The organism is Methylobacterium sp. D48H (genome assembly GCF_053345715.1).
Map to the genome: position 1 here is coordinate 15416 of NZ_JBKFAP010000008.1, position 14734 is coordinate 30149.

At 71.0% G+C, this 14734-nt stretch carries 12 protein-coding genes; 10 read left to right on the plus strand and 2 right to left on the minus strand.

From position 1 onward, the window contains the following. Positions 1 to 4: 4 nt before the first annotated feature. The 8 genes from ACLBX8_RS15475 to lpxB all read left to right on the plus strand — a co-directional run bounded on the left by ACLBX8_RS15475 (position 5) and on the right by lpxB (position 10488). Positions 5 to 1591: a DHA2 family efflux MFS transporter permease subunit gene (locus ACLBX8_RS15475; RefSeq protein WP_447699050.1), complete on the plus strand. Its 1587-nt coding sequence runs from the start codon at positions 5 to 7 to the stop codon at positions 1589 to 1591. A gap of 180 nt (positions 1592 to 1771) precedes the next feature. Further along, positions 1772 to 2926: a M50 family metallopeptidase gene (locus ACLBX8_RS15480; RefSeq protein ID WP_020092984.1), complete on the plus strand. Its 1155-nt coding sequence runs from the start codon at positions 1772 to 1774 to the stop codon at positions 2924 to 2926. Between the two features lie 422 nt (positions 2927 to 3348). Beyond that, positions 3349 to 5919 (plus strand): outer membrane protein assembly factor BamA, encoded by a 2571-nt coding sequence (bamA, locus tag ACLBX8_RS15485; protein ID WP_026604899.1) that lies wholly within the window; start codon positions 3349 to 3351, stop codon positions 5917 to 5919. 50 nt (positions 5920 to 5969) lie between these two features. Next, entirely contained in the window at positions 5970 to 7028 is a 1059-nt protein-coding gene (lpxD, locus tag ACLBX8_RS15490) for a UDP-3-O-(3-hydroxymyristoyl)glucosamine N-acyltransferase (protein WP_447715456.1), read from the plus strand. 109 nt (positions 7029 to 7137) lie between these two features. Beyond that, the gene (gene fabZ, locus ACLBX8_RS15495; protein WP_020092987.1) at positions 7138 to 7614 is read left to right on the plus strand and encodes a 3-hydroxyacyl-ACP dehydratase FabZ; all 477 of its coding nucleotides are present in this window, start codon (positions 7138 to 7140) and stop codon (positions 7612 to 7614) included. Further along, on the plus strand, positions 7611 to 8429 hold the full coding sequence (gene lpxA / locus ACLBX8_RS15500) for an acyl-ACP--UDP-N-acetylglucosamine O-acyltransferase (RefSeq protein WP_056533043.1): 819 nt from the start codon (positions 7611 to 7613) through the stop codon (positions 8427 to 8429). The genes fabZ and lpxA overlap by 4 nt, the downstream gene beginning before the upstream one ends. A gap of 11 nt (positions 8430 to 8440) precedes the next feature. After that, the gene (locus ACLBX8_RS15505; protein WP_447715457.1) at positions 8441 to 9313 is read left to right on the plus strand and encodes an LpxI family protein; all 873 of its coding nucleotides are present in this window, start codon (positions 8441 to 8443) and stop codon (positions 9311 to 9313) included. Next, positions 9310 to 10488 (plus strand): lipid-A-disaccharide synthase, encoded by a 1179-nt coding sequence (gene lpxB, locus ACLBX8_RS15510; RefSeq protein WP_447715458.1) that lies wholly within the window; start codon positions 9310 to 9312, stop codon positions 10486 to 10488. The genes ACLBX8_RS15505 and lpxB overlap by 4 nt, the downstream gene beginning before the upstream one ends. Positions 10489 to 10497: 9 nt before the next feature. On the opposite strand, the gene ACLBX8_RS15515 is transcribed toward lpxB, so the two are convergent. Further along, on the minus strand, positions 10498 to 11187 hold the full coding sequence (locus tag ACLBX8_RS15515) for a peptidase inhibitor family I36 protein (protein WP_091978215.1): 690 nt from the start codon (positions 11185 to 11187) through the stop codon (positions 10498 to 10500). A gap of 22 nt (positions 11188 to 11209) precedes the next feature. After that, positions 11210 to 11842, minus strand: coding sequence for a 2OG-Fe(II) oxygenase (locus ACLBX8_RS15520; protein WP_056533055.1), 633 nt, complete (start codon positions 11840 to 11842; stop codon positions 11210 to 11212). 291 nt (positions 11843 to 12133) lie between these two features. Here ACLBX8_RS15520 and ACLBX8_RS15525 point away from each other — a divergent pair, with 291 nt between their 5' ends. Beyond that, positions 12134 to 12451 (plus strand): hypothetical protein, encoded by a 318-nt coding sequence (locus ACLBX8_RS15525; RefSeq protein WP_026604902.1) that lies wholly within the window; start codon positions 12134 to 12136, stop codon positions 12449 to 12451. A gap of 148 nt (positions 12452 to 12599) precedes the next feature. Beyond that, positions 12600 to 14711, plus strand: coding sequence for an ABC transporter ATP-binding protein/permease (locus tag ACLBX8_RS15530; RefSeq protein ID WP_091680454.1), 2112 nt, complete (start codon positions 12600 to 12602; stop codon positions 14709 to 14711). Positions 14712 to 14734 lie beyond the last annotated feature (23 nt).

Genomic DNA, 14734 nt, shown 5'->3' on the forward strand with positions numbered 1-14734 from the left:
GGCGATGGCCGCCAGTGCCGCCCTCGCGCCCGGCGCGCCGATCCGCGCCGCCGATCCGCCCCTCGACCGCCGCCGCATGGTGGCGTTCGTCTGCATGGTCTTCGGCATGTTCATGGCGATCCTGGACATCCAGATCGTCTCGGCCTCCCTGAACGAGATCCAGGCCGGGCTCTCGGCCTCCGGCGACGAGATCCCCTGGGTCCAGACCAGCTACCTGATCGCCGAGGTCATCTCGATCCCGCTCTCCGGCACCCTGTCGCGGGTGCTCTCGACGCGCTGGATGTTCGCCATCTCGGCGGGCGGCTTCACCCTGATGAGCCTGATGTGCGCCACCTCCTCGTCGATCGGCGAGATGATCGTCTGGCGGGCGCTCCAGGGCTTCATCGGCGGCGGCATGATCCCGACCGTCTTTGCCGCGGCCTTCACGATCTTCCCGCCCTCGAAGCGGACCATCGTCTCGCCGATGATCGGCCTCGTGGCGACGCTGGCACCGACGATCGGGCCGACGGTGGGCGGCTACCTGACCGACCTGATGTCGTGGCACTGGCTGTTCCTGATCAACGTCGTGCCGGGCATCTTCGTGACGGTCTCGACCTGGATCCTGGTCGATTTCGACGAGCCCAATTACGGCCTGATCCGGTCGTTCGACTGGGCCGGACTCGCCTTCATGGCCGGCTTCCTCGGCTGCCTCGAATACGTGCTGGAGGAGGGGCCCAACCACGACTGGCTGCAGGACGAGGCGGTCTTCGCCTGCGCAATCGTCTGCGGGACGTCGGCGCTGCTGTTCTTCTGGCGGGTCTTCACGGCGAAGCAGCCGATCGTCGATCTCAGGGCCTTCTCGGACCGGAACTTCGCCAGCGGCTGCGTGGCGAGCTTCGTGCTGGGCATCGGCCTCTACGGGCTGACCTACATCTACCCGGTCTACCTCGCCCGGGTGCGCGGCTACTCGGCGCTGATGATCGGCGAGACGATGTTCGTCTCCGGCCTGTGCATGTTCGCCACCGCGCCGATCGCCGGCCGGCTCTCGGGCAAGGTCGATCCCCGGATCATGATGGGGATCGGCTTCGTCGGCTTCGCCTGCGGCACGTGGATCGTCACGGGCCTCACCAAGGACTGGGACTTCTACGAGCTGCTCGTGCCGCAGATCCTGCGCGGCTGCTCGCTGATGCTGTGCATGATCCCGATCAACAACATCGCGCTGGGCACGCTGCCGCCGGCGCGGATGAAGAACGCGTCGGGGCTGTTCAACCTGACCCGCAACCTCGGCGGCGCGGTCGGGCTCGCGCTGATCAACACGATCCTCAACGACCGCTGGGACCTGCACCTCGCCCGGCTGCACGAGCGCTTCACCTGGGCGAACACGGCCGCGCTGGAGCGGCTCGACGCGATGCAGCGCGGCTTCGACGCCTACGGCAGCGCCGCCTCCGACATGGCGCTGAAGGCGATGACCAACACGGTGCGGATCCAGGGCCTCGTCATGGCCTTCGAGGACGTGTTCCTGTCCCTCACCGTCCTGTTCCTCGCGATGGCCTGCGCGGTCCCCATGATCCGGCGGCCGAAGGCCGGCGCGGGCGGGGGCGGCGGCCACTGACGGGCGGTCCCCGACGGGCGGGACCGACCCCGCGCGATCGGCCGGTGCGGAATCGGACGGCGCGTGCGACCTTCCGCGGCCGGGCCGCAGGATTGCGTTGGCGGTCGGCACCGCCGATCTGCTAGACAGGGCGGATGGCCGGCCCGAGAAGCCGGCGCCGAGACGGCCAGGATACGGCTTATGGACTTCCTCAACGCGATGGGCGGAACCGCCGGCGGTTTCTTCGGCGCCGTGATCCCGTTCCTGTTCGTGCTCACCGTCGTGGTGTTCGTGCACGAGATGGGCCACTTCCTGGTCGGGCGCTGGTGCGGGGTCGGCGTGCACGCCTTCTCGCTCGGCTTCGGCCCCGAGCTGTTCGGGTTCAACGACCGGCGCGGCACCCGCTGGAAGGTCTGCGCGATCCCGCTCGGCGGCTACGTGAAGTTCCACGGCGACGTGAACGGCGCCAGCATGCCCGATCCCGAGGCGGTCGCCCGGATGAGCCCGCACGAGCGGGCGATCAGCTTCCCGACCCAGCCCGTGTCCAAGCGCGCCGCGATCGTCGCCGCGGGCCCGGTGGCCAACTTCATCCTGGCGATCCTGCTCTTCGCGGGTGCCATCTGGCTTGGCGGCCGCTACGAGCTGCCCGCCCGGGTCTCGTCGGTGGAGCCGAACAGCGTCGCCGCCCAGGCCGGCTTCCAGCCCGGCGACGTGATCACCGCCATCGACGGCGAGAAGATCGGCGACTTCAACGCCATGTACCGCACGGTGACCGGCAGCGCCGGGACGCCGCTGACCTTCACGGTGGAGCGCAACGACCAGCCCATCACCATCCAGGCGACGCCCGCCACCTTCGAGGAGAAGACGCCGTTCGGCCGCCACCGGATCGGCCGGCTCGGCATCCGCTCGCCCGCGGGCTCGGAGGCGCGGCTCGTGCAGTACGGGGCGCTCGACTCGCTCAATCTCGGCGTGAAGGAGACCTACTTCGTCGTCGAGCGCACCTTCTCGTATCTCGGCAAGCTCGTGACCGGGCGGGAATCCGCCGACCAGCTCTCGGGCCCGATCGGCATCGCCCGCGTCTCCGGCGAGGTCGCCAAGACCGGCGGCGTCGGCGGCCTGGTCGGGCTGATCGCCCTGCTCTCCGTCTCGATCGGCCTGCTCAACCTGTTCCCGGTGCCGCTGCTCGATGGCGGCCACCTGCTGTTCTACGCCTTCGAGGTGGTGCGCGGCCGCCCGCTGAGCGAGCGGGCCCAGGAGATCGGCTTCCGCATCGGCCTCGCCCTGGTGCTGATGCTGATGCTGTTCGCCGCCTGGAACGACATCCTCAACCTCGGCGCCTCCTGGCGGAACACCTGATCCGGGGCCGGCGGGGATCCCGGGATCCCCGCCGGATCTCCACCGGAAACGCTGCCCCAATCCCGCCGCGATCTCGCCCGGACACCGCCCGGATGACGCCGCGCCGGCGCGTCGAAACGGGGTTAACGGGGCGTTCACGGGACCGCGAGCGTCGCGAAAAAGGGCCGACCGCTCAGGCGTTTACGGCGCGTTCACCATGATCCGCGGTTTGCCCGTAAGCTGACCGCACCGTTAAGTGGCGCGAAGGCCACGACCCCCCAAAATCCCCTGACGATGGCCTCCCGCGCGTTTGCTTGGCAGGGGAATCCCGCTAAGAGCTACGCTTGGACCGAAGCCACGCTTGGACCAGGTGACGGGACGGCCGATCAACGGTCGCCCGTGACGGGCTAACCCCCGCGACCAGAACAGAAACGGGCGATTGCATGATGTCGTTGACGGGGAAGCCCCGACGTAAGTCGGTGCGGAAAACCATCGTCCTAGTCACTGCCGGTCTGGGTGTCGTCCTGAGCGGGGCTGCCCAGGCGCAGCAGATCGTCGTCCAGGGCAACCAGCGCGTCGATGCCGACACGATCCGGTCCTACGTGACCGGGACGGCGTCCGGCTCCGCCGAGGAGGCCCGCCGCAACCTGCTCGCTAGCGGGATGTTCTCCGACGTGAAGGTCGCCCAGTCGGGCGGCCGCACGGTGGTGACCGTCCGCGAGAACAACCTGATCAACCGCGTGGTCTTCGAGGGCAACAAGAAGATCGAGAAGGCCACCCTGGAAGGGGTGGTCGAGGCCAAGTCCCGCGGGCCCTACAGCGAGGCGATCATCAACGCCGACCTCGCGCGCATCCGCGACGTCTACAAGCGCTTCGGCCGCGGCACCGCCAAGGTGACCTACCGGACCGTCGACCTGCCCAACGGCCGCGTCGACGTGATCTACCAGATCGACGAGGGCGACAAGACCGGCATCCTCTCGATCAACTTCGTCGGCAACAACGCCTACTCGGAGCGGACGCTGAAGGGGCTGATGAGCTCCTCGGAGATGAACTTCCTGTCGTTCATCAAGACCTCCGACGTCTACGATCCCGACCGCATCACCAACGACCTCGACCAGGTCCGCCGCTACTACCTGAAGAACGGCTACGCCGACTTCCAGGTGGTCAGCGCCGACGCGCGTTACGTCGAGGGCGACAAGTCCGGCTACGTCATCACCATCACGGTGAGTGAGGGCGAGCAGTACCGGGTCGGCGCCGTCCAGGTGGATTCCCGCCTGCCGGGCCTCGACACCGCGAAGCTCGACAGCGACATCGCCACCTCCGTGGGCGACGTCTACAACGCCGACGACGTCGAGAAGACGCTCAACAACGTCACCCGCCAGGTCAACCGCGCCGGCTACCCGTTCGCGCAGGTCCGCCCGACCGGCCAGCGCGACCCGGCGAGCCACCAGGTCTCCCTCGGCTTCGTGGTCGAGGACGGCCCGCACGTCTACGTCGAGCGCATCAACATCCGCGGCAACACCCGCACCCGCGACTACGTCATCCGCCGCGAGCTCGATATCGCGGAGGGCGATGCCTACAACCGCGTGCTGACCGACCGCGCCGAGCGGCGCCTGAACGGCCTGGGCTTCTTCAAGAAGGTCCGCTTCTCGAACGAGCCGGGCTCGGCCCCGGACCGGGTGGTCATCAACATCGACGTCGAGGATCAGCCCACGGGCTCGTTCTCGGTGGCGGGCGGCTACTCCACCCAGGACGGCATCATCGGCGAGGTCTCGGTCTCCGAGTCGAACTTCCTCGGCCGCGGCCAGTACGTCCGCCTCGCCGGTACGGGCGGCCAGTACTCGCGCGGCGTCGACTTCTCGTTCACCGAGCCGTACTTCCTCGGCTACCGCCTCGCGGCGGGCTTCGATGCCTTCTACAAGTACTCCGACCTGACCCGGTACTCGCGCTACGAGACCACGGTGTACGGCGGTCAGCTGCGCCTCGGCCTGCCGATCACCGAGGAGTTCGGCATCACGCTGCGCTACTCGCTGTACAACACCGAGCTGAAGGTGCCGAACACCCTCAAGCGGCCGTACAACGACTGCTCGATCCCGATCCCGGGCTACACCGCCACCTACGCGGCGGGCACGATCGACCCGAACACCGGCCGCAACATCGGCGGCCAGTCGATCTACCCGAACTGCGCGTATGACGGCGAGGCCTCGATCGCCATCAAGGGCTCGCAAGGCAACACGCTGACCTCGCTGGCCGGCCTGACGCTCGCCTACTCGACCCTCGACGTGATCGGCGCGCCCCGCAACGGTCTCTACGCCGAGCTGAAGCCCGACGTCGCGGGCCTGGGCGGCGACTCCAAGTTCTTCCGCGTGACCGCCGACGCGCGGTACTACAAGGAGATCTTCGAGGATGTGGTCGGCTTCATCCGCTTCCAGGGCGGCCACATCTCGTCGCTCAACAACGACCCGCTGCGGGTGACGGATCAGTTCTTCCTCGGCCCGTCGCTGGTCCGCGGCTTCGCGCCGAACGGCATCGGTCCGCGCGACGTCGGCATCGCCGACGCCCGCTCGAACGCCATCGGCGGCTCGACCTACGTCGGCGGCACCCTCGAAGTGCAGTTCCCGCTGCCCCTCGTTCCGCGGGATCTGGGCCTGAAGGGCGCGCTCTTCGCCGATGCCGGCACGCTGTTCGGCTATCACGGCCAGCGGAACTTCAACGTGAACGGCGACGCCTTCATCAACGGCATCTCGCCGACGACCGGGAAGTGCAACTTCAACGCCTTCACGATCGGCGTGGAGCCGGAATGCGTGAACGTCCGCGACACGGCGGCGATCCGCTCCTCGATCGGCGCGTCCATCCTGTGGAACTCGCCGCTCGGCCCGATCCGGTTCGACTACGCCTACGCTCTGTCCAAGGACGAGGGTCAGAAGGTGTTCGTCCCGATCCTCGGCAAGTTCGGCCATATCGGCGCGGATCAGGTCCAAGCCTTCCGCTTCTCCGGCGGCTCGCGCTTCTGATAAAAAACACGCGCGCCGGCCGGATTCTCCCGGCCGGCGCGTTGTCGGACATGACAGATCCCGTCTTCTTCACCGCCGCCACCGGCCTCACCCTGGCCGAGATCGCGGCCGCCGCCGGCCTCAGCCTCCCCGAGGGAGCGGATCCGGATCGCCGGTTCAGCGGCGCGGCCTCCCTGGAGAGTGCCGGTCCGGACCACCTCGCCTACATGGACAATGCCCGCTACGGCGACGCCCTCGCGGCGACGCGGGCGGGCGTGTGCCTCATCTCGCCCCGCTTCGCGGCGCGCTGCCCCGCCGGAACCGTCGCCCTCGTCAGCCGCGATCCCTACCGCGCCTACGCGGCCCTGCTCGGCCGCCTGCACCCGGACGCGCTGCGTCCCGGTTCCCAGTTCGCGGTTCGCGGCGTCGCCTCCGGCGCCCACGTCCATCCCGAGGCCCGGCTCGAGGACGGGGTCACGGTCGATCCCGGCGCGGTGATCGGGCCGGGGGCCGAGATCGGCGCCGGCACGGTGGTCGGGCCGAACGCCGTTATCGGGCCGGGCGTCCGGATCGGGCGCGACTGCGCGATCGGCGCGGGCACGACCCTCAGCCACGCCCTTCTGGGCAACCGGGTGATCCTGCATCCGGGCGCCCGGCTCGGGCAGGACGGGTTCGGCTTCGCCATGGGCGCCACCCACCTCAAGGTGCCGCAAGTCGGGCGGGTCATCGTGCAGGACGACGTCGAGATCGGCGCCAACACCACGGTCGACCGGGGCGCCTCGCGCGACACGGTGATCGGGGAGGGCACCAAGATCGACAACCTCGTGCAGATCGCCCACAACGTCGTGATCGGGCGCCACTGCGTCATCGTGTCGGGGGTCGGCATCTCGGGCTCGACCACGCTGGAGGATTACGTCGTCCTCGGCGGGCAGGTCGGCGTCGTCGGCCACCTGCGCATCGGTCGCGGCGCGCAGATCGCCGGCTCGTCCAACGTCAACCGCGACGTGCCGCCGGGCAGCCGCTGGGGCGGGACGCCCGCCAAGCCGGTGCGGGCTTGGTTCCGCGAGCTGACGACGCTCGCGCGGCTCGCGGAACGCTCGGGCAAGGAGCCCGCCGGAGACGACGCCTGACCGGGAAGGCCTTGCGCTTCCGGCGATTTCTTCCGAATAGGGCGGTCGGCGCCCCGGTGGCGGCCGGATTGCGGGCCGCCGATGGCGGCAAGTCGAGGTGCGGATTTCGATGAGTGAGGCGGCGCGCGAGACCGGCAGCGAGCTGGGCATAGCCGATATCCAGACGCTGCTGGAGCTGCTGCCGCACCGCTACCCGTTCCTGATGGTCGACCGCATCGTCGAGATCGACCGGGACGAATCCTGCGTCGGCATCAAGAACGTCACGGCCAACGAGCCGCAGTTCATGGGCCACTTCCCCGACATGCCGGTCTTCCCGGGCGTGCTCCTGATCGAGGGCATGGCGCAGACGGCGGGGGCGATCTGCTGCCGCCACATCCGGGCGGACGGGCGGAACACCAAGCAGGTGTTCTTCATGACCATCGACAAGTGCAAGTTCCGCAAGCCCGTCACCCCCGGCGACCAGGTGCGCTTCCACATGACGAAGCTGAACCAGCGCCGGACCATGTGGTGGTTCCGCGGCGAGGCCCGGGTCGACGGCACGCTGGTCGCGGAGGCCGAGATCAGCGCCATGCTGGTGACGGAGTGACCGCCCCCGTCATCCACCCGAGCGCCGTGATCGAGTCCGGCGCCCGCATCGGCGACGGTGCGCGGATCGGCCCCTTCTGCCATGTCGGGCCCGAGGTCGTGCTAGGCGCGGACTGCGAACTCATCAGCCACGTGGTCCTGGCGGGCCGCACCGCGATCGGCCCCCGCACGCGGATCTTCCCCTTCGCGTCGATCGGCCACCAGCCGCAGGACCTGAAGTACCGGGGCGAAGCCTCGACCCTGACGATCGGCGCCGACTGCCTGATCCGCGAGGGCGTCACCATGAACCCGGGCACCAGCGGCGGCGGCCTGGAGACCGTGGTCGGCGACCACTGCACCTTCCTGGCCAACTCGCATGTCGGCCACGATTGCCGGGTCGGCGCCCACGTGATCTTCTCCAACAACGTCATGCTGGCGGGCCATTGCAGCGTCGGCGACTACGCGATCCTGGGCGGCGGCGCCGCCGTGATCCAGTTCGCGCGGGTCGGCGCGCACGCCTTCGTGGGCGGCCTGTCGGGCCTGGAGAACGACTGCATCCCCTACGGCATGGTGCTCGGCAACCGGGCCTACCTGTCGGGGCTCAACATCATCGGGCTGCAGCGCCGCGGCTTCGCCCGCGAGGACATCCACGCGCTGCGGCGCGCCTACCGCCTGCTCTTCGCCCCCGAGGGCACGCTGATGGAGCGGGTGGAGGACGTGGCCGCGACCTTCGAGTCCCACGCGGCGGTCGCCGAGATCCTCGACTTCATCCGCCTCGGCGGCAAGCGCTCGATCTGCACGCCGCGCGAGGTTCCAACCCCGATCAGCGCCGCCTGAGCGGCCGGGCCGTGACCGAGGCCGATCCCGCCGCCCCCGCCCCAGAGGGGGCCCTGGTCCTGATCGCGGGGGCGGGGCGCCTGCCGGAACTCGTCGCCGAGTCGCTCCGCCGGGCGCGCCGGCCCTTCCGGGTGATCGCGCTGCGCGGCTTCACCGGCCCTGCCCTGCGCGCCGGCGCCGACGCCACGGTCGACCTCCTCGATCTCGCGGCCACCCTGAAGCTGCTGCGGCTCTGGGGGCCGGCGACCGTGGTGCCGGCGGGCGGCGTCTCCCGCCCGAGCCCGGCCGCGATCCTCAACGCGGGCGCCGCCCTGCGCAACCGCGAGGCCCTGCGGGCGATCGCCGGCGGCGGGGACGACCGCCTGCTGCGGGCGGCGGTCGCGCTGGTCGAGGAGGCGGGCCACCGGGTCGTCGGCGTCCACGAGGCCGCGCCGGACCTGCTCTGCCCGGACGGCCCCCTCGGGCGCCGGGCCCCGGACGCGGAGGCGGCCGCCTCGATCCGCACCGGGCGCGGCGTCCTCGACGCCCTCTCGCCCTACGACCTGGGGCAGGCGGTCGTCCTGGCCGGCGACCGGATCCTCGCCGTGGAGGGGCCGGAGGGCACGGACCGCATGCTGGCCCGGGCCCGGGCCCTGGCGCGGCGCCCCTTCGGGTTCGGCCGGGCGATGCCCGCGACCGTGCTGGTGAAGGCCCCGAAGGTCGGCCAGGACCGCCGCATCGATCTCCCGGCCGTCGGCGCCCGCACCGTGCGCAACGCGGCCCGGGCGGGCTGCGCCGGGCTCGCCCTGGAGGCCGGCGGGACCCTGGTCATCGACCGGGCGGCGACGGCCGCGGAGGCCGACCGCCTCGGCCTGTTCGTGGTCGGATACGGAGGGGCACCGTGACCGGTCGGGCCCCGACGATCTGGCTCGTGGCCGGCGAGGATTCCGGCGACCAGCTCGGCGCCAAGCTGATGCGCGCCCTGCGCGAGGCCGCGCCCGACACCGTCTTCGGCGGCGTCGGCGGCGAGGCCATGGCGGAGGCGGGGTTCGCGTCCCTGTTCCCCCTCGATGACGTGGCGGTGATGGGCTACCTGCCGGTCCTCGCCCGGGCCCGGACCCTGCTCCGCCGCATCCGCGAGACCGTCGAGGCGACGATCCGCGCGCGGCCCGACGTGCTGGTGATCATCGACAGCCCGGGCTTCACCCACGCGGTGGCGCGGCGCGTGCGCAGGGCGGCCCCCGGCATCCCGATCATCGATTACGTGTCCCCGAGCGTCTGGGCGTGGCGGCCGTGGCGGGCGAAGGACATGCGGCCGTTCATCGACCACGTGCTGGCCCTGCTCCCCTTCGAGCCCGACGCGCATCTGCGGCTCGGCGGTCCCCCCTGCACCTATGTCGGGCACCCGCTGATCGAGCGCCTCCCGGAACTGCGGCCCGGCGCGGTCGAGCGGGGGCGCCGCGAGGCCGTTCCCTACGGCCTCGTGGTCCTGCCGGGCTCCCGCCGGTCCGAGATCGAGCGGCTGATGCCGGTCTTCGGTGCGGCGCTGGCCCGCGTCGCCGAGGGCCTGGCGGTCGAGGCGGTGCTGCCCGCCGTGACTCGGCACAGGGCCCTGATCGAGCGGCTGTCGGCCGAGTGGCCGGTGCCGGTCCGCATCGTCACCGGCGAGGCGCCGAAATACGCGGCCTTCCGGGAGGCCCGGGCGGCGCTCGCCGCCTCCGGCACGGTCACGCTGGAGCTGGCGCTCGCGGGCGTCCCGATGGTCGTCGCCTACAAGGTCTCGCGGGCGGAGGAGTTCATCGCCCGCCGGCTGATCCAGGTCCCGAGCATCGTGCTGCCGAACCTGATCCTCGCCGAGAACGCGATGCCGGAATTCGTCCAGGCCGACTGCACCCCGGAGCGTCTCGCCGGCGCCCTGCGGCCGCTCCTGGCCGGCGGTCACGAGCGCGACGTCCAGCTCGCCGCCCTCGGCCGCATCGACGGGCGGATGCGGCTCGCCGCGGCGGACACGCCGAGCCGGGCCGCGGCGCGGATCGTCCTGCGCGCGGCCGGGGGGCAGGGCGCGGATCCGGCGGCGTGACGGCGCCGCTTAGCCGGCGCGGCGGCCGCAGCGGATATAGGTCGAGGTCCCGCGGCTGCTCGACCAAGTCAGGTGCTCGCCGTCGACCTGCAGGCGGACCTGCGACGACCAGTGGCGGCCGCGATCGCTGCACTCGGCGGCCGTGACCCAGGCGCCACCGCTCCGCCGCACGTCGTGGAACAGGCACAGCGTGCGGCCCGCGCGGGCGCGGTCCTGCGTGATCGTGGCCGGGATGTAGCCGCGGCGGCGCGAGCGCGCTCCGCAGGCCTCCGGCGTCGGGCCCCAGACACCGACATACTCGGCGGCGGGCACCGCGGTGGGCACGGCGGCGGCCGGAGCGGCGCCCGGGGCCGGGCGGGCATTCGCCGTGGTCGCGGGCGGCGCCGCGGCACTCTGCGGGGCCGCGGGCGCCGGCGAGGCCGCCATGGCGGTCTGGCCGGGCGGCTCGGCCGGGGCGGTGAGCGGGTCGGGCTCGTCGAGCATCACGACGCGGCGCGCAGGGCGCGGCGCGGCGGACCCCGCCGCGGACGGGCTCGCTTCCGGCGGGGACGGGCGGAACGGCAGGTCCTCGGTCAGGTAGGCGGCGCTGTAGGCGAACAGGCCCACCCAGCCGAGGATGAGGAGGGTCGGCAAGGCGAAGCGACGCCAGGAGCCGGAACGCGCCCCGTCGCCCGGATCCGCCAGAACGACCGCCCCCATGGTCCGCCCCCCTCTCGTCCGCTCAGCGGCCGAAGATGCCCTTCAGGAACTGCGCCGTGCGGTTGCGCTTGCGCTTGCGCTCCAGCTCCGACGCGTCCCTGAGCCACGCCACCTGGACCACGCGCCGCTCGCCCTCGAAGGGCTCGTGGCCGTGCCAGGAATTGTCCGCCCGCAGGAACGCGAACATCGTGCCCATGGTCGGCGGGACCTCCACCGCGAAGGGCTCATAGTTGCGGCCGTCGTAGAGCACCCGCAGGCGGCCGGCCGCCGGGGCGTCCCAGGCGTCGTTCATGTAGACGAGCAGGGTGAGCACCTTCGACGGGCCGTCAGTGTGGATCGAGCCGTATTTCAGCTGGCTGCGGCGCATGATGGTCGTCAGGCGCGGGCAGGAGACGAGGTCGATGCCGAACTTCTCGCCGAGGATCTTCGAGAAGGCGTCGCTCTCCAGCTCGTCGATCAGCGCCTTGAACCGGCCCTTCAGGGTGACCTCGTCGACCGTGAGGTAGCCGGGCTTGGCGATGTCCGGGAAGTCGCGCCGGATGTCGTCGATCGCGTCGGGATTCAGGACGTTGCTGCCGAGCGTGTAGGCGTAGGGCTCGCGGGAGACGGGCGCGGCGCGCACGGCGGAGATGTCGAGGATCGAGAGAGCGGACATCGCTGGGTCCCTTGGCTCCGGCGCCGGTCGGCCGGCACGCGGGGCGCCGGAGACGCGTGCCGGGGGACCGGTCCAGCCGTCGTGCCGGGGGCGCCCGCGCAGGCGTCCACGACCACAAATCTACAGCTGCTTCCGGCGATCCCGGAATCTCCTAATCCGCCGATTGCGGCGGTCCGACGGCGAAAGCGGCCCGGTGGCGCATTCCGGTGACAGTCTCGGGCGGCCCGCTTGTGCAGGATGGCGCCAGACCCGCGGGCTTTCTTCCCGGGTGCGTACCGGAACCCGTGCCCGATGAGGCCGTTGGCCCTCGCTCTGCTGTTCGCCCACCTCGCCGCCGTCGCGGCCGGGGTCGAGGCCCGTGCGCAGTCGCGGCCGCCGCGCGGCTCGATGACAGCCCGCATGACCTGCTCCGAGGCGATGGCCCTGGTGAAGAACGAGGGCGACGTGATCATCGCCGCCGGGGCGGCGCCGGAGCGGTTCGTCAGCAATCCTGGCCAGTGCAGCGGCGCGGAGATCGCCGAGCTGCGCTTCGCCCCGACGCGCGACAACCCGCAATGCCCGATCGGCTACCATTGCCGCGAGCCCGGCTTCGAGGAGTGGAACTGGTAGCCGCGGCGCCCGCGTAAATCGCCGCACCGCCGGAACGTGACCAAAGTTTCACGCGACAGCGCGGGCCGAGTGCCACTATCTGGCCATCTGCCGGGGCCAAGGCCGCCGGCGGCGCCCCGGGCGGGCGCGCACGGATGGGGGATCGACGGTGGCAGCACTCAGGACCGGACTGGGCATCCAGGCCGTGCTCACGGCCCTGGCCGCGCTGATCCTGCTGGCGTTTCCCGGAATCCCGAGCCCGCCGCTCTACGTCTCCCTCGCCGGCTTCGCCATGGCGGGCATCCTGATCGCCTCGAACGGCATCTCGGCCTACCTGAAGGTCTTCGTCTCGGTCTACGGCGTCGGCTACCTGCTGCTCGCCGGATCGAAGACGATCGCCGCCATGGGGCTGCTGCCGCCGGTGATCGCCGCGCTGCTCCCGCCGGCCTTCGCCGCGACCGGCGCGGTGGTCTTCGCCGCCATCGTGCTCGGCATCTCGCATCTCGAGCCGATCCGCGCGATCACCAACATCGCCGACCCGTACTTCGCCAATCGCGACAAGCCGACCAAGGAGATCGGCCTGTTCCGCTGGTTCGGCACCACCGAGGGCCGGATCGGCCGCAACCTCGTGGCGCTGTCGATCTTCGTGAACTTCGCCGACGTGGCGCTGACGCTGCGGTTCAACTTTTTCTACCGCGACATCTACAACTCGCTCCAGGAATACGACGCGAACGCGTTCTGGTACCAGCTGCTCTGGGTGTTCGTGCCGCTGGCCACGCTGAACATCGCCATCGGCATGTTCGACCTGTTCGTCGATTCCTCGCTGCTCATCCGCTGGCGCACGTGGCTGACCCACAGCCTGTACGAGCGCTGGCTCGGCAACGGCACGCATTACCGGATCCCGTTCACCGACGAGGAAGCGGACAACCCGGACCAGCGCATCCAGGCCGACGTCAACAGCTTCATCGTGCAGACCACGACGCTGTCGATCCGGCTTCTCAGCCAGGCCGCGCAGCTCGTCTCGTTCATCGTGATCCTCTGGACCCTGTCGCGCGACTTCGTCGTGCCGTTCACCGACACGGTGATCCCGGGCTTCCTGGTCTGGCTGGTGATCGCCTACGCGGTGGTCGGCACGTGGCTCACCCACCTGATCGGCCGGCCGCTCATCGGGCTGGACTTCCGGCAGGAGCAGGTCGAGGCGAATTTCCGCTTCGCGCTGGCCCGGAACCGCATCTACTCCGAGCAGATCGCCCTGCTGCGCGGCGAGCGGGCGGAGGCCTCGCGGCTCTCGAGCCTGTTCCACAGCGTGATCGACAACTACGTCGGGATCATCTTCCGCCGCATCAAGCTGATCGCCTTCACGTTCAGCTACCGGCAGGCGAGCGTCATCTTCCCGATGGTGCTGGCGGCCCCGTCCTTCTTCGCCAAGAAGATCACGCTGGGCGCGCTCCAGCAGACGTCCCAGGCCTTCAGCCAGGTGCAGAGCTCGCTGTCGTTCTTCGTGGACTCGTACACGACGCTGGCCGCCTACAAGGCCAATACCATCCGTCTCGGCTCGTTCCGAAGGGCCATGACGAAGGCCGAGGCGCTGGAGGCGGCGGGCTACGGCCTCGTCCAGGGCAACGAGAGCACCGGCGACGTCACCGCGCGCGGCCTCGTCCTCGCCCTGCCGAACGGGAAGCCGATCGTCACCGCCGACGCGCTGACCCTGCCGCGCGGCGGCGCGACCCTGGTCACGGGTCCCTCCGGCTCCGGCAAGTCGACCCTGTTCCGGGCGATCGCGGGGATCTGGCCGTTCGGCAAGGGCCGGGTCGACGTGCCCGCCGGGCAGTCGGCCCTGCTGCTGCCGCAGCGGCCCTACATTCCGCAGGGGACCCTGCGCGGCGCCGTTGTCTACCCGAACACCACCGACCAGTTCTCGGACGCGGCGATCCGGGACGCCCTGACGGCCGCGCAGCTCCCCCACCTCGTCGACCATCTCGACGAGAGCGACACCTGGGAGCGGCGGCTGTCGGGTGGCGAGCAGCAGCGGCTCGCCATCGCCCGCGCGCTGCTGGCCAAGCCCGAATGGCTGTTCCTCGACGAGGCGACGGCCTCCCTCGACGAGCCCTCCGAGGCCGCCCTCTACCGGATGCTGCGCGAGCAGCTCCCCGGCACGACGATCGTGTCGATCGGCCACCGCTCGACGCTGGACGCCTTCCACGACCGGCGCATCGCGCTCGAGCCGGAAAGCGGTGTCTTCGTCCCGCGGGTGCAGAGGCAGCCGCTGCCGGCGGAGTGAGGGGCTGCAACAGCTCCCACCGC

What these genes read in the sequence shown, in the direction of transcription:
- ACLBX8_RS15475 (WP_447699050.1), top strand. Translation starts at nt 5, where the DNA reads ATGGCCGCCAGTGCCGCCCTCGCGCCCGGCGCGCCGATCCGCGCCGCC.
- ACLBX8_RS15480 (WP_020092984.1), top strand. Translation starts at nt 1,772, where the DNA reads ATGGACTTCCTCAACGCGATGGGCGGAACCGCCGGCGGTTTCTTCGGC.
- bamA (WP_026604899.1), top strand. Translation starts at nt 3,349, where the DNA reads ATGATGTCGTTGACGGGGAAGCCCCGACGTAAGTCGGTGCGGAAAACC.
- lpxD (WP_447715456.1), top strand. Translation starts at nt 5,970, where the DNA reads ATGACAGATCCCGTCTTCTTCACCGCCGCCACCGGCCTCACCCTGGCC.
- fabZ (WP_020092987.1), top strand. Translation starts at nt 7,138, where the DNA reads ATGAGTGAGGCGGCGCGCGAGACCGGCAGCGAGCTGGGCATAGCCGAT.
- ACLBX8_RS15515 (WP_091978215.1), bottom strand. Translation starts at nt 11,187, where the DNA reads ATGGGGGCGGTCGTTCTGGCGGATCCGGGCGACGGGGCGCGTTCCGGC.
- ACLBX8_RS15520 (WP_056533055.1), bottom strand. Translation starts at nt 11,842, where the DNA reads ATGTCCGCTCTCTCGATCCTCGACATCTCCGCCGTGCGCGCCGCGCCC.
- ACLBX8_RS15525 (WP_026604902.1), top strand. Translation starts at nt 12,134, where the DNA reads ATGAGGCCGTTGGCCCTCGCTCTGCTGTTCGCCCACCTCGCCGCCGTC.